This window comes from Herminiimonas sp. GW821-FHT09C12 (assembly GCF_059416385.1).
The window spans coordinates 416,678-431,941 of record NZ_JBWKPC010000002.1 but is presented as its reverse complement, the minus strand read 5'-3'; the positions used below and the strand labels follow the sequence as shown (position 1 = coordinate 431,941).

The window sequence follows — 15,264 nt, the reverse complement described above, 5'->3', positions numbered from 1 at the left end:
ATATAATATACTCCACTTACGGAAAATCAAGTTTGATGCAACTTCCTCACCAATTGTGAGATCAATAAAGTATTAACTCACAATCGAATCAGTACCTGCCAACAACACCCTACAAACCCAGATAACAACCGCCTTATTTACACCAAGCGCGACCAACAATACGCGAATGGATAATATTATCGATACACAAATGGTTTCAACTTTGATCATGTTTATGCGCGTATGTATAGTCTTTCCATGACTATTGGAAACCGCCTTGATCAGGCAATGAATGCCGCAAGAATAAAATCGCAAAGCGAACTGGCGCGTATTTCCGGCGTCCCACAGGCAACCATCAGCCGAATTCTAAAAGGTGTCGGTGCCAAAGGACCAGAAACAGAAACCATCAAAAAGCTTGCAAGAGCATGCAAGGTGTCCTTTTCCTGGCTTAACGAAGGCGAAAATTTCGACGCTATCGAGAACATCACGCCGCATGAACCGCAATCCAAAATCTATCCTGTCTTGGACAAACGCATAGCGCATGCCGTCAAGTTGATGCAGCAAATGCCCGAGTACAAATTGAATCAGGCCATCAAAATCATCGACACGATTGCCGAACCCGTACCAAAAAACGAATCCGATTAATCCATACACTGGAAAAATCTGGCATTCGGCCTAATGCTCCGAACAACTCCTCGTTACCATCCCGTCAAGCTGCATCCCACAAGATGCCATGCACAAAATATCTGGGCGGATAGAAATGCTCAGATATTCACCTCTACATATTCAATATGTAAATGACATCTCCAGCCTCATAAGCAAAAGACACAATATCTAACCATTCACGTATTGACAGTGCGATTCATTCTCATATAGTTTATGTATTGTTGTTATTAGCTTAAGTCCGCAATGTCACCGCAATACATGCAATCAAAAGACTTTATCTACTCAAATGAAGTTTTATAAAACCTGATCGGCATTGCGAAAACCCTCATCGCATTAATGGCAGCACCTCACTGACAGAAGGCACAGCATGAGAAGACAAATACCACCGTACTCCCCACGTCCAGGCAGCAAAGTCGCAATGGCCATCAGCGCAATGCTTAACGGTCCAATGACAGCACATGAATTAGGCAAGGTCGTACAAAGAGCGAGCACAGCAGTCAATGCGCTATTACTGCGTGCCTTAGCGCACTCCGCCATCATCAAGATAAAAGATAAAACCGGGCGCTTGTATTTCGCCTTACCCGGCACGCCCTTAGACGAACGTTTCGTAGCTGTGGGTAGTAATGAAGCCACGGCTTTTCAAAAAGTAGGTAATGGCAACGCCTTTGCAGACGATCAGACATCGGCCCTACCTTCACAGGGAAAAGCATTGATCTTGATCTCCTCCAACACACACGCATTAGCTGGCGGATTTCGCAACACAGAGAACGAACACGCATGCAACGAGATGCATCATGAGACTGAGCCAAGCTCCTCGTATTCAGCACCCGTAATCGCAGGTTTATTTTCCGATGGCGAACTCACCATCGCAGTCAACGGCGAATGCCTGAGGCTCAATACTGCGCAACGCCAACAACTTTATACATATCTGCACAAGATCAGATATTTGGCATAAACACAGGTGGCAGATAGAACCACAGTACATCCCTCCTCAAAAAACCGCTCGTGCGCTGCCATCAGCATAAAACGCACGAGCCGTTCCTGACATATCACTAGCAATACCCCTCATATCTTTGCACGTGAGAAGTTTGTTAAATTTTTTATCAAGCACACATCTAAAATTATTATCTTTGTTTCAATTAGCCTTATTTATCGACAAAATCGTCGCAAATAAGCATCAAAAGGTTAAAAAATCTCATATTCATGGGAGCGTTTATTTTTAATTTGCATGGTAGCGTCACTAAAATTTCCGCAGAGCACCATACATTTTTGCCCTTTTGGATCACCTTTTTTAACAAACGCGTTCAGCACTGGAACCGCAACTCGACCTAGCACTTCAACGAAGTAATTTGGGAGATGACGATGTTTGCAAACATGAAGGTAGGAACCAAACTAAGCCTTGGATTTGGCATCACCGCACTGCTCACACTGTTGATCGCCGTGTTCTCCTTACTGCGAATCAACCAGATCGACGGCGTCATAGCCACCCAAAACGACATCCGCACACAACAGCTAGAACGTCTCTACACTGCGCGCGAAGCACTCGGTCAAACCGGGCTTGCAGCGCGTAATGCATATATATTCACGGACAAAGCCGATGCGATGAAAGAGCTGGATATTCTGGATGAGCAAAAGGCCATTTATCTCGATGCCTTGAGCAAAATGACACCGCTGTTCAAAGGCAATGCTGATTTCGAAAAAGTCAGCAAAGGCTTGCTATCAATGGCCGAAGAACTCAAACGTCCACGTAAATTCCGCGAAGCGGAACAGATGGAAGAGTTCGGTAAATTTCTCGTCAACGAATGCAGCCCTTTGCGTAGACAAATCGTCGCCGACATCGGTACCGTCGTTAAATCCATGCAACAAGTCGTTGATGCAAAAAGTGAGGAAGCAAATCAAGCTGCCCGACAATCCATCACCATCATTGTCGCGATCTCAGCTGTCGCTCTCCTCTTGAGCATTGGCCTTGGCATTCTTATTAGCCGTGCGATTACACGTCCGCTCAATCAAGCCGTCAAAGTCGCACAGACTGTTGCCAGTGGCGATCTGACCAGCAAAATAGAAGTTAAATCCAAAGACGAAACTGGTCAATTACTGCAAGCACTGAAAGAAATGAATCAAAGTCTGATCGGCATCGTCGATGAAGTACGCAGCGGCACAGCAACGATGGCCACAGCCTCCAATCAAATCGCCAGCGGCAATATGGATCTTTCTTCGCGCACTGAAGAACAAGCCAGCTCACTGGAAGAAACTGCTTCTTCGATGGAAGAACTGACTTCGACTGTCAAACAAAATGCAGACAATGCACGCCAAGCCAACAGCCTGTCCTTGTCTGCGTCGGAAATTGCCGTCAAAGGCGGTCAAGTTGTTAGCGAAGTCGTCGTCACGATGAATGGCATCAATGACTCCGCGAAGAAGATTACCGACATCATCGGCGTCATCGACGGCATCGCATTCCAGACCAATATCCTGGCATTGAATGCGGCTGTAGAAGCTGCCCGTGCGGGTGAACAAGGTCGCGGCTTTGCAGTTGTTGCAAGCGAAGTGCGTAACCTGGCACAACGTTCCGCAGCAGCAGCAAAAGAAATCAAGACATTGATTGATGATTCTGTCGGAAGAGTCGATACCGGCAGCAAATTGGTAGTGCAAGCCGGTTCCACCATGACAGAAGTCGTCGATAGTGTTAAACGCGTGACAGACATCATGGCCGAGATCATGGCCGCCAGCCAGGAACAAAGCGCCGGCATCGAACAAGTCAATCAGGCTATCGCGCAAATGGATCACGTCACGCAACAGAATGCAGCATTGGTAGAGGAAGCTGCCGCAGCCGCAGGTTCGCTCAAGGACCAAGCGGTTAAACTTGAGCAAACCGTCAGCGTCTTCAAAATCGACGGCGCAACAACACAAGTGGAGCAGCAGGAAATAGTGACGCGCTCAACCTCCGTCAGGCCAGCACTTGCCTCCAAACTATCGAGCATCAAACGCGCAGTCTCGGCACCGCGTCACCTTGCTGTCGTCGCATCGGCAACCGGTATCGATTGAACACAATTCAAATCGGTTTCGGATTAACAAGAGCGGCCAGGGTCATTATCTGACTAGGTCGTACAAATAGCTGTAAGCATTTCCCGCCCGGAGCAATCTCGGCGGGATTTTTTTGGCATGTACCCAACCTAAGTCAGGTTCTTTTTCGGGCAATGAAATTTATTCTTTGAGGCCAAACGACAACCAGCGAAGTAAGTTTTCATATGCACGAGAAACAACTTACGCAAATTTTCCAGATTCAATAAGTCTAAAATTTGCGCATGTATACTTGCCGATGAAGACAAATGTTTTGAGCGAGGAAGTTTGTATGTCACGAAATACAGATTGGAAAACTATAGCCATAGCTGCCTTGGCCCCTATCCTTTTTTCAGCCTGTGCTAGCGCTGGAACCACCTTCAATTGGGATCAGGCACGCAGCATTAAGCCCGGCATGACGGAAGAGGAAGTAATCGAAAAAATAGGGAAACCTTATGCGGTCACAGCGCAAGGTCAGCGACAGGTCTGGGTGTACTCGCACGCGAATGCGTCCGGCGTGGCAAATTCTATTTCTTTAATCATGAAAAACGGGGCTGTCTTCGAAGCACCACGCGTTCCCTATTCATTTAAAGTCGATTAGCTCGCATAAGCGCTTTTATAAGCGGGAGCGTAGTAACTACCGAGAAATCCTAACCAACCCTTGTGTGCCGTTAGCCACTTCCCGTCCGCGAAATAAAGCATAAGTTGTCTGCTCTACGTAGGAGCTTTAAACGTTCTGCATGAGCGATATAAAGTATAAATTGACCCATCGTTGACTAATAAAACATATCGCGTCCAAAAGAAAAACACCTTTGTTGCACTCCTAGATTTTATCTTTGTCTCACCATACTTACCGCCCTGTTTGCTCGCTAAAATTTTAATTGTGATTGTGATTCCTCACCTAAGAGAGAGCCACTATTTCGAATAGCGAACTTACAAGGAGAAGAAAATGCCTATATGGCCAACACGTCCGATAACTGAGCAAGGTGCAATCAACCTTACTGAATGGCGCATCTTAGAATTACACGATGGTGACCGTCATCTCATAGGTTACTGCATTGAAAACTGCGAGGGAAGAGTGAGCTCCCCCGTCATCAATCTTGAACTTAAAACGTTACAAGCAACGACAAAATCCGGCCGTCTTTATTTGCTCAATGGTGACCCGGGACATAACTCAGATGCATCGTATGTCTGGGAACAATGGGCGTATATACATTCACTTGAAACATGGATAGATGTTACTGACTCTGTCTGGATGGAGCATTTAGCTCACCGCTGCGCGAAAACTGCGGACTTAGATAGCCGTTGATGGCTCGTTTGAGGAGTTACACATGCTCGATAAAATCTGGGCCTACCTTGATGTCCAAGAAAACCGCCATAAGTTGATGGGCTGCCTTACCAAATTTATAGTGGTAGGTGGAATCCTATTCATTTCACTCATGATACTGGCATTGTATTTGCGATGACCGACTAAGAGGATGGAAAAAGAGAGTCGATAGACTTTCATCGCCCGCTTCCGACCCAAAGCGGACATCGCTAATGCTCAAAAATTAGCTTGAATATTTCGGAAGAGACGGCGTTTCCACGTAGCCGTTTAATTCTTTCAATATGCGGACTGAGTGCGTTGTAGATAATTAGCTCTTGCGCGCATACAAAACACCCCCAAGAGCGGCCGAGAAAACTGGGATAACAAGGGAAATGAGCAAGTACCAAAAGGGTGCCACCTGGCTAGACGGGTTGATGTACATGGTGCCGACGAAAGACAGATATACCAAACTTGAAAGCACTGCATATCGAACAGGCTTATCGCCACCTCGTGCAGCGATGTAGCCTCCAATTGCTGTCGCAACAGCCTGCGGCATCAGCCCAAGCCACGAGTATGGCGAACCCCAACTAGCCATGAGTGTTGCATACACTTCTTGGAGACTTGCTCCATTCCACATGGCCACACGCAGCCATACCCCAGCAAGTATTGAACCGCAGAAGCAACTAATTCCAATTGCGCAGAGACCGCCTAAAAGCACAGCGCGAACTCCGGAGATAAGGTCTGTCATTTTTGGTGCATTGCCTATTGTTTTTTATTTGGAGACTCGCTCGCGAGGTAGTTATAAAATGCGACGCATTGCTTTCCCGATGCGGGAGGTATCCATCCTTGCGAACGACAAAACTGAACTCTAGAAATGGAGTTTCCAGATACTTTCTCGATATATGTCTCAGCAGCTTGTGCTTGTAATGAGCGTTCAGGTGCTTTGGAACGGATGGTATGTAAACACATATCTGTTATCGCCTGCTCGTCAACAGGAATCGCTCTTCCATTAATAGCACTGCGAGCTCTTTCTAATATTGAACGGCAATTCACTGAATGAGCGTCAGCAGCTCCGAATTTTTCCACTTGCGCTAATGTGATACATCCCCTTGCGACTCCTAAAAATGCACGCATGTCTCCGATTTGGTGCCCAAACTCACTTGCAACAGCAACAGTACAATTTATGTCCTCAAACAATTGAAGTTCATCTTGTGAAAGTGACGCAGCGTTAGAAATATTAATGTGTGTAAAGACAAGCAAAAGACCCAAGAACTTAACGTTATTCATTGACCACTTTCATTGGCTGTGAAAAGTAAAATGGAGAGTAAAACTCAAGACAAGCTAATGCGACGTCCTCGGCATTGGTAATGGATAGGATGCTTGTCATATTGGGAACGTAGTATTGCCGAAGAGAATAATGACGAATATCCCATAAATATGGGAGTGTGAAAATTGTATGTCGATATTAAATTCTCCCACTTGTTTCGACAGTGCTATCTCATCTCATCACGACGACAATTCAGTATCCAACGTATGAATCCAACAAAATTCTGTAGCATCCTCATCACTCCCATTCTTCTTAGTGGTTGCATCGCAAAACACACGGTGAAAGAACATGTGTATACCTGCTCGGCTCCGAACCGATTTTTTACATCCGAAGTTGACGGAAAGAAGACCGAATTTTTATTTTCACCTGAAATTACTAATGGGGATGAGCCCATCGATGCTGAGGTGTTTTGGGTTCGGATTGTCGCGTTTAACAAAGACCGAAAATACTATTATCGAAACCGCGATGGCTACGGTATGCGATGGTATGACGGGGCCGAGGCCGTCCCAATGTTGTACTCAACAGAGCATGCGTTTATAGAAGCCGATGATGGGACTGTAATCAAGGCTGCGCCAGGAATTTACTTTGCGGACCAGCGTGACCATGCGAAACCAGGCAGGTGGATTAGTACTGGAATGGTCAACATCAACTCCGACGAAATCCAATTAAGTAACAAATCAGGCAACTCCCTATACGGACGTGTCTACATTAAGTTTGATACCAAGCCTCCGAGACCGGATGCGCAATGGAGATTGCATCTTGGACGAGTCAATATCAAGGGTGAGTCAGTAGCTTTGCAGCCTCATGACCTTTGTACTAGAAAGGGTAGTTCGCAATGGGTGTATTCGACTTTAAGGCCGTGAATTCCTATCAAGTCGCATTTTTTGTCTCTTCCCTTAATGCTGAATCCTTTATGTGGATATGCCATGAATATGTGGCAGTGATTTTGAATGTCCGCTTTTGGCCGATAGCGGCCTTTAATTCGAAAATCCAATGTTCGATGGGCTGAAGCTACGAATGTTCATCCACTAAAAAGAGTCGGCGTTTGATATGCGAACCACACACCGGCGGAGAGGGAATCCCTTTTTGATAGAAATACATCCAGACTAATTACAGGACATATGTTTTGCTAAGTTTGTTTGAGGATTGGAAGGCAATCAACAAAGTCTTCATGCATACGTCTGACGGGCACCATGTTCTCCGCGTAGCCGGACAATATCGATGCAAGTTGCGCGCTAATTGCTACAACCGCATTTGAATTGCGAATCACATCATATGTGAGCTGAACTGGGTAGCCAAATGAACTCCGCGAGAGCGCATGGAATCCTCCATGCGTAAAGTCGTTCAGTGCCTTGCCGGCGACATCCTTAAATTCTTTGAGTTGTTGAATCAATTGCGTCGACGCTTCAGCTGAGCTTTCCAGTCTGTCCAACATTTCCGAGATGCTCAAGCACCGATTAGCTGCCTGCTGCGCGCTTACACCAGTCAATGGCTGCGTAAGTTTGTCCACATCGATGGCAGACGCAGCATAAAGCAACCACATGCCACGCACTAAGCTTTCATATTGTGGCCGCAGCAACGAAAACGCCGAGGAATACAAACCTTGGTCTAAAAGAATCAGCGCGCTAAATCCATGTTCCAAAGATAATAGATTTGATTGAAACGCGACTTCGTAGCGTGCTTCGGGCGCAGGCGACATTGCGACGACGTGCTCCTGGACAGTCTGCTGAAAGTGAAATGAACGTTCAAGCAAAGCAGAAAATTTATCTTCGGTCATCAAAGTAATCCAATATCAATTGGATAAGGTAAAGATTAACGTGGTACTTGGACCACAATGGCAGCGGCAATCAGCGTTAGAACTTCTCTACCTGGTTACGACAGTGTGGTTCAACACAAAGCCATATTCACAGCTAAGCAACTTCTTGGTCGACGAAACGGCCAGTGCTGTGGATGGCTGGTAGGAGCGCATGGTCAGCATAGGAGCAACCTGTTAACAGCACTTTTTTCTGCCCCCCCTTACCCGCCTCATCAGGTTGGTGTCCACCACCGGTTGTGAGCTCGGTAAGCATCGCGCCGTAACCTAGTTGCCAAGCTTCGGCGTTCGGAAAGGATTGACGCAAAGTGCGAAGAATATCCATTCCGGCATAGTCTAAATCTCCCCAGAACCAGCACAGCATCTCATTATCCGAGCGAAGCCAGGATAGGAATTTCTGGCGAGCCATCGGCTCAAGCGTACCCCACTCGGCAAAAAATACAGATGAGCCACCATCTGTTCTCAGCCGGCGCGCGCTCCCCTTGAACCCAGATGCGTAGATGAGGGCTAATCGTTCAAACCTTTTCTGTTTCATGCGAACAGCTTGCTCGAACGTGGTTAGATTTTCGATAAAGAGCACGCCCTCAAAACCGCCTTCAGGCAAATAAACCTGTAAATGAACAGGCATCTCCGGGAACGGGCACTCATCCAACTCAAGAATCGCGGCAACAAGCGCACCGCGCTTATCCAGCACCTTGGATGCACCCCAGAATAGACGAGAGGCTACTTCGCGCAGTAATAGTGGCTCATCTCTCAGAGTTTCAAGTAGATTCAGGCGATTTACGATATCAACAGCAGGCTTTCCCGGAATCTCTAGACGGTACCTCGCAACAGTTTCCCGAGTGGCTTCAGTTCCTTGAAGAAAACCGTGTACTGCCTCTTTCCATAGCTCCGAAGCGGGCTTAATACGCGTTGGCCGACCGGCGGCTACTCTGACCGAAGTCTCATCGATGATTTTTACCCGGGGTCGCCGTTCATAACCTGCTTGATGGCCCTTGCCGCGGTCGAGTTGCAGGGATAGCCAGCCCGTCTTGACCAAATTATCGACATAACCCCAGAGCTCCTCTTTCTCCAGCTCAAGTTTTGCTTTGTAAAGGGCGGGGAATGTCTTGGTATCAAGCGGGATGCCACGCACGAGGATTTTCCCCTGTGCTTGCGCGTCATCTATCCTGTCAATCAAAGTCTGAAGAAGTTGTTGTACGCCTGGATGTTTGAGCCAATAAGTCATGCTCATGCGCGCTTAAGTTCGTCTTCCTCGAACTCTATTTGAGCTTGTAGCCGCACCTGCTCGCGGCGTGCATCCCAGAGTGTTCTGAGCGTGTCTGGATTAAGGTCGCGCTCATCTGCCTCCGACACGAAGACGACTTCGCCATTACTTTCGGCATCTGTGCGAGTGAAACTCCATTCCTTGGTGAACTCCGACTTCAGCGCGCCGGCGTGCTTGGTCGGCATAGCGCAAATTAATTGCATGCCAAGACTATCGCGGATGAATGAGATGACGTCATGCGCACGGCGTTCATCCATCTTGGAGAAGGACTCGTCATTCACCATCATTTTTAGGTTCATGCCTTTATCAAAGTGCTTCAAGCGATTGGTCACTACCGCTGCACGGATGATGTAAGCAGGCGTTTCCAATTGGCCACCAGAACCGGTGCCCCACTCGGAAAGAGCTACCTTTGCGCCCCCCTTGGATTCTTTCCAGATTTCGTAACGACGGAAATTTCGGTAGTCGGAGATGCGCTGCAATTCCTTTTGCGCGCGCTCATGGTCGTCTGACAAGAGCAACGCAACTAAGCTGTCACGTACACGGCAATTATCAGGACTCAACTCGTCCTTACCAAACAGGTCAACGGACTCGTTAGAGTCGCTCATGTCATAGGCGGCTGTAAAAAAGTCATAGTATTCCTTGTATTCGGGTACCCACTCTGACCAGTCAATCCTGAATTTGTCGTCACCGAACTCCAATTGCGAAAGCTCTTGATTGAGCATACGCAGTGTCTTGATGCCGCCATCTACAAGATTGCGAATTTCAAAGCAAAACTGTTTGGTAAAGACATCCTTGAAGGATGATTCCGATGTGCGGAGCTGCTCCACATTCTTCACCATGCCTATTTCGCGTTGCGATACGAGCTGGTCTCGTACCTTCTCTTGTAAGACTACCAGCTGGGCATAGATAGGACCGAAGTCCTCATTGCGAACCTCGGCACCAAAGTGGGCATCGAAACGTTCATCGTTGCGCGCGTGCGTGTTGTAGTCAGCCAGTGCTTCCCTCATGTCACCAAGATGGCTAAGCGCGTCCTGCATTCCCTTATTGATTCGGGCTTGAATTTCACTGTTAGTTGGAGATGCAGCAAGCAGCAATGCATCTACTTCCGCTTCTAGACCAGTGAAAGACAAGCTACCGTTGACCATTGCAAGGTTCTGCAGGCGAATCGTGTCGTCACGAACCTTAGCCTGCTTGGCATCACGCAAGGCTTTCAGTTTAGTGAGGTCGTTGTTGTGCTGGATTATATTTTGTTCGTAGCCGCCAACACGCTTGTTGATTTCTCCGATTTGTATATCGATAGTGTTGATTTCTAGTGAAAGAGACTCGCTTTGCGCTTGTAGTTCCTTCACTTCGGTCAAATCTAGACGAGACAGGTCAGCTTTGGCCAGCTCGATTTCACGAGCAGAACTTTCAAGCTCTTCTGCGGCAGCCGTGAAGGTCGGCATCTTCACACGACCAACCGTTCCTAACAGACTTTGTAGCGTGCTTAATTGGCCTTTCAGTGTGACAAGTTCTGCCTCAGCCTCAGCGTGTTCTTTTTCAGCTCGTTCTCGCGCAAGGCGTTTAGCTTCCTTACCAAATACCAGTTCACGTACGTCGGTTGTGAACATCGTGCGTCCACCACTACCTTTGCCATCTTTCGTTAAGCCACGCGGAGTGTGGCGCAAGGTTTCAGCATCCGGTACTTTCACTACGGTACCGAATTGTTCGACTAAATAAGCTCGTGCAATGGGGTGTTCGGTAGTCAGCTCATGAATAATCGATTCAGATGACAGTAGCTCTTCCTTGGCATGTTTCAAACACAGGGAGCCTTGAATAATATTACCCCTCAAGTTTTTTTCGCGCAAAAAATTGATGGTGCGAGATTCCCACTCTTGGTCGACGACGAAGTTAAAGCGTGCACCGCCCATGTAGCCTTCGATGGCTGACTGCCATCCTGAATTCGCCGGTTCAATGAGGTCGCACAGAACTTGTGGACGTGCTCCAGCCAAGTCGCTACGAAGTAATTTCAGTGCATAGCGGATGTCATTAGGATAGTCCGCGCCACCTTGGGCAAGATTGGATTTTCGGGCGGCTACTTCTGCTTCACGCTTTGTGGCACTGGCGATAGCCGAATTGGCGAAACCCATCTGCGTGTGCAGCGCTGACACGAAGCTGGCGCTTTCCATTCCTGCTAGAGCCACGTACAGTGCCTCAAATTTTGCGTCTGCGCCCTCGAAGGCACGACACAGGCCAATTGCTTCTCGCGTGTCTAGTTCGGACGCTTCTTGAAGACGCTTTAGAACATCAGAATTGACAGCATACCCAAGGCTCGCACAGTCGGAGAGGGCTTGTGCCACGAATTGCGTTGCGGCTTCAACCAAGCGCAAGTTGCTGGGGTACTCTTGGCCGATAAGTTGGCGTGCAATTTTTTGCATCAAGTCAGCATCACCAATGCTAGATATAAGTGTGGCGAGTGCAGTCTTGGCCAACTTATTCGCCTGACCAAGTTTTGCCTCGGCCTGATTTTTTTGTTCGGCGGCTGGAATGCCGGACAGACGGGCCTCCACCTGCACTCTACTTTTTTGGCGTGCCTTGTTTTCTTCTTTCAAGGATTCTGTGCGGCGAGATTCCCCGTCGATTCGTTCCCCCAACTCCTTGATGGCAGCTTCAGCTTCTTCCTGCTTGTGCTCATCGTCGCGCATTGCCCGCTTTGAGCTCAATAGTTGGTGTTGCAGCGCTGACTGGTAGGAATGCGTGGACTGGTCGGCGGAATGAGCGATGAGTTCTAAGCGACCAATGTTGGCTTTCAAGCGCTCACCGTCGGCGCGTAGCCCGGAAATCTGGCGCATCATTCCGCTGATTTGCGTGATGCGCTGAAAGAGGTGTTGTGGGTCGTGGTCGAGGATTTGGGTTTTTACTAACTCGTCTATGCTTCCAATAGGCTTGTGTGCAATTGCTTGCGTCCAGGCTTTTGCCGCTTGTTCTGCATCACCAAATGAGATGCCGTTCTTTTTCCCCAGAAACCGGCCGTACAACTGGCAGAGATATTCGCGTTTGGTATCGCGGTAATTGTGTACATGTCCGCGATATTTCAGATTCAGCAAGGAATCGATTTTGTCGACAGGGAAGACGCACAGTTCGTCGCTTTGAACATCAATGAAATCCTCAAGTCCTAAGGACGCGTCATCGATAATGAGAAGAACTAGGCGTTCTTGCACGGCCTGACGGCGACCACCTGAACCATCAACACGCGCAGCTGCTGCAACGAGAGCCGTAAAAGGATGTCCTTCTTCTCCTTCGCTTGGTTTGAAAACTGCCGCGATATAACCGTTCGCACCATCGGGACGCGCAAAGAAGTTATCTTCAGCGCCTACGATGTAAGACCAAAGTGTGCGTTTGGTTTTTCCGTTGCGCGAAGACTGGTTCGTTTCGTCTTGACCAGGGTTGTAGCTGAATATGTTCTGATACACCGCCGTCATGACCGTTTGTAGCGCGTCGAGCATGGTCGACTTGCCCGAGCCGGTGGGGCCCGTCAATAGGGTCATATTACCCATATCGTATTCTTGAGGACGTAGCGAGCCCCAGTTGACGAGGACAAGTTTGTCGAGCTTCATTGCGCTTCCTCCGCCTTTTGTTCAATGCTTTCTTCGTCCACACCTTCGGCTTCGAGGGCGATTGCGAGAGCATCATCACTGATGATGCCTAAAATAGTTGGACGCACGGCGATAAGCGCGTCTTCATCGGTCATTGAAAAATGGCTGCCATATTGGATGAGCCGGTGTTTCTTTAACTCGGCTAGAAGATTCTTGCGTTCAGTGGGGGTGGCGGGAAGACTCCGTTTAACCTGAGTTTGCATGGTGGCTGCAAGTTCTTCAAAACTAATTAATACCTCGCCGGCATCGGTGACTCTCCCTCCTCCATCCGCCAATCCCTGTTGGTACATGAAACGCAGCGCCAGCGCCGCAGCAACAAAATCAGGAGAGAGTCTTGCGCGCAGGGCAGCTACAGGCTCGCCGTCCGCATCGGCTATGCCCGGAACTTGTGCGCCAGGTGCATAGAGTCGGAAGAATTCATTTTTAATATCGTGAACCAGGCGGAAGGACATGAGGGAGAACCACTCATTCAGCAAATCCTCTATACGACGTGCGTCGTCGTACATCCGTTGCTCGACGCCGTCTTCTTCGCGAACGACGATGCCTGAGGCTAAAAGGCGCGTGACAATTTCCTGAAAGCGTTCAAGCTTCAGGTTCTGCGCAGTTAGTTGCTCATGAATTTGATTTGTCAGCATCGGTCTTTAACTCTATTTGATAATCATTTCCAACGTAAAAATCTGTCAGAAGTTTGGTGGGAAGTTTCGTAACCTTTATGCCGACATCACGTGATGAGCGAATAGCTTCTACTGATTGCATGGCGTGCAGAACATCCGTTGCGTCCTTGAAAGGCAAACTCGAAATTCGCAAAGGTCTTGCACGCAGGCGCAGCTCTGCTCGCAACGATGAAAGTACATCATCATTGGAGACAGAAAAGGCCGCAGCAGCAGCTCGGTCTAAGGCAGCTCTTAATCGCGCGTCGCGGGTGACTTTCGGCAAGGCAGTAATTGTCAGCGCTTTGCGTCGTTGCGAAGCGGTACGCAATCGGAAGCTGGAAGGGTCAAGCAGTCGCACTTCAGAAGCTGCGATGTGAACACCTAGACGCTCGAGGAACTCATCCTGTTCACCTTGACCTAAATTGGCAACTATAGCGATTGCGGTCGAATAAGCATGACGCTGACTCCCTGCGCGCAGCATCATTGCTTGTTGCACGATACTGGCTGCACGTCGCATATAGCCGTTCATTGCCTTTAGTAGTTCGGGTTGTTTCGTAGAGCATGCAGCTTCCACCAACTCTTCAATACGGTCGAGCATCCAGTCAAAGGTTGTGCCACTGTTCTTTTCCTTTGCGGCCCAGCTAGCTGTATCGTTAAGCTGATTTTCTAATGCTCGTGCCTTGAGGTCGTCGATGCAGCGTAGCCTAGTGAGCGTGTCACGGATGGCATGTCGATGTCGTTCGACGTTATCGGCAGTGAGTTGTTTCTTGAATTCTTTCTCAAAGCGGTCCAAGAATTCCATGAATTCGTCCCATGGAGTGCTTGAGGCTTCGACCATTAAGCGGCGAACCAACTCCTGGAAGTAGTCCACCCCCTCAGACAAGTCGCTAATGACCTTTTCTGCGTGGTCATATGCGTCGACCAAGTCATATGCATCAACATTTTTTAGTGTGGCTTCTAGCGCATTGCGACAACTACGCATATTACGTTGGCGTGCGCGGGCTCGCGGCCGGTCCATCGCCCAAAGTGCTTCGGCAAAGAGCTTGCCGGCGCGAGAAAATCTATAGGCCGTGACCAGTCCGACACGGTCCCCGAAGGTTTCAAGCCATCCATCTTTGAGTAAGCTTCGAATCAATGCGCTGGCAAGCTGTTGGTCGTCTGAACCATCAAGATGTGAGAGCTCGTCGTCTTGTGCATCTGCATCAAGAGCAATGCTGTTTGCATTGGCTTGCATGACGGGCGAAATCAAATCCCGAAGCGCCTCCCGAGTTAGATTTTGAGCATAGTCGGCTCCTGGGCCGTGAAACCGCTCGTAGAGTGACTGAAGGCAGGCGACCACGAGCTCACGCCGCTTACCATTTAACGGTCGGAAGAAACTTTGCCGTTCTGCCTCAAAGAACATTAAGTACCCTCATTGCAATCAGATTAATTGAGCATTCTAAAGTTTTTCCAGCCTGAAAATTTCTATCAAAAAAACAAACATAACCCAATAGCTTTTGGCTAAAAATGGTCGTCTGCTTTCGCCCCAAAGCAGACATTAAGCTAGATTTAGATATGGATT

12 protein-coding genes are annotated in these 15,264 nt (G+C 48.3%); 6 read left to right on the top strand and 6 right to left on the bottom strand.

Going from position 1 to position 15,264, the window contains the following annotated elements; translation table 11 throughout:
- The first annotated feature begins 222 nt into the window (after nucleotides 1-222).
- From AC07N2_RS11920 to AC07N2_RS11900, 5 genes are all read left to right on the top strand, one after another.
- Entirely contained in the window at nucleotides 223-624 is a 402-nt protein-coding gene (locus AC07N2_RS11920) for a helix-turn-helix domain-containing protein (protein WP_083664396.1), read from the top strand.
- Between the two features lie 439 nt (nucleotides 625-1,063).
- A complete protein-coding gene (locus AC07N2_RS11915) occupies nucleotides 1,064-1,600 on the top strand; it encodes a hypothetical protein (RefSeq protein ID WP_494778460.1) in 537 nt (178 codons plus the stop codon).
- A 401-nt stretch (nucleotides 1,601-2,001) separates the two neighbouring features.
- Complete coding sequence (locus AC07N2_RS11910; protein WP_494778459.1) at nucleotides 2,002-3,687, top strand: methyl-accepting chemotaxis protein; 1,686 nt, start codon at nucleotides 2,002-2,004, stop codon at nucleotides 3,685-3,687.
- 307 nt (nucleotides 3,688-3,994) lie between these two features.
- A complete protein-coding gene (locus AC07N2_RS11905; protein WP_494778458.1) occupies nucleotides 3,995-4,303 on the top strand; it encodes a hypothetical protein in 309 nt (102 codons plus the stop codon).
- A gap of 348 nt (nucleotides 4,304-4,651) precedes the next feature.
- A complete protein-coding gene (locus AC07N2_RS11900) occupies nucleotides 4,652-5,011 on the top strand; it encodes a hypothetical protein (protein ID WP_494778457.1) in 360 nt (119 codons plus the stop codon).
- Nucleotides 5,012-5,770: 759 nt separating this feature from the next.
- Here the strand turns inward: AC07N2_RS11900 and AC07N2_RS11895 are convergent.
- Nucleotides 5,771-6,295, bottom strand: a complete 525-nt coding sequence (locus AC07N2_RS11895; RefSeq protein ID WP_494778456.1) for a hypothetical protein — start codon at nucleotides 6,293-6,295, stop codon at nucleotides 5,771-5,773.
- 246 nt (nucleotides 6,296-6,541) lie between these two features.
- Here AC07N2_RS11895 and AC07N2_RS11890 point away from each other — a divergent pair, with 246 nt between their 5' ends.
- The gene (locus AC07N2_RS11890; protein WP_494778455.1) at nucleotides 6,542-7,198 is read left to right on the top strand and encodes a hypothetical protein; all 657 of its coding nucleotides are present in this window, start codon (nucleotides 6,542-6,544) and stop codon (nucleotides 7,196-7,198) included.
- A gap of 266 nt (nucleotides 7,199-7,464) precedes the next feature.
- On the opposite strand, the gene AC07N2_RS11885 is transcribed toward AC07N2_RS11890, so the two are convergent.
- The 5 genes from AC07N2_RS11885 to AC07N2_RS11865 form a co-directional block, all read right to left on the bottom strand.
- The gene (locus AC07N2_RS11885; protein WP_494778454.1) at nucleotides 7,465-8,112 is read right to left on the bottom strand and encodes a DUF6988 family protein; all 648 of its coding nucleotides are present in this window, start codon (nucleotides 8,110-8,112) and stop codon (nucleotides 7,465-7,467) included.
- 133 nt (nucleotides 8,113-8,245) lie between these two features.
- A complete protein-coding gene (locus AC07N2_RS11880; RefSeq protein ID WP_494778453.1) occupies nucleotides 8,246-9,382 on the bottom strand; it encodes a Wadjet anti-phage system protein JetD domain-containing protein in 1,137 nt (378 codons plus the stop codon).
- The gene (locus AC07N2_RS11875) at nucleotides 9,379-13,011 is read right to left on the bottom strand and encodes an SbcC/MukB-like Walker B domain-containing protein (protein WP_494778452.1); all 3,633 of its coding nucleotides are present in this window, start codon (nucleotides 13,009-13,011) and stop codon (nucleotides 9,379-9,381) included. The genes AC07N2_RS11880 and AC07N2_RS11875 overlap by 4 nt, the downstream gene beginning before the upstream one ends.
- Nucleotides 13,008-13,685: a DUF4194 domain-containing protein gene (locus AC07N2_RS11870; protein WP_494778451.1), complete on the bottom strand. Its 678-nt coding sequence runs from the start codon at nucleotides 13,683-13,685 to the stop codon at nucleotides 13,008-13,010. The genes AC07N2_RS11875 and AC07N2_RS11870 overlap by 4 nt, the downstream gene beginning before the upstream one ends.
- The gene (locus AC07N2_RS11865; protein WP_494778450.1) at nucleotides 13,663-15,105 is read right to left on the bottom strand and encodes a Wadjet anti-phage system protein JetA family protein; all 1,443 of its coding nucleotides are present in this window, start codon (nucleotides 15,103-15,105) and stop codon (nucleotides 13,663-13,665) included. The genes AC07N2_RS11870 and AC07N2_RS11865 overlap by 23 nt, the downstream gene beginning before the upstream one ends.
- Between the last annotated feature and the right edge of the window lie 159 nt (nucleotides 15,106-15,264).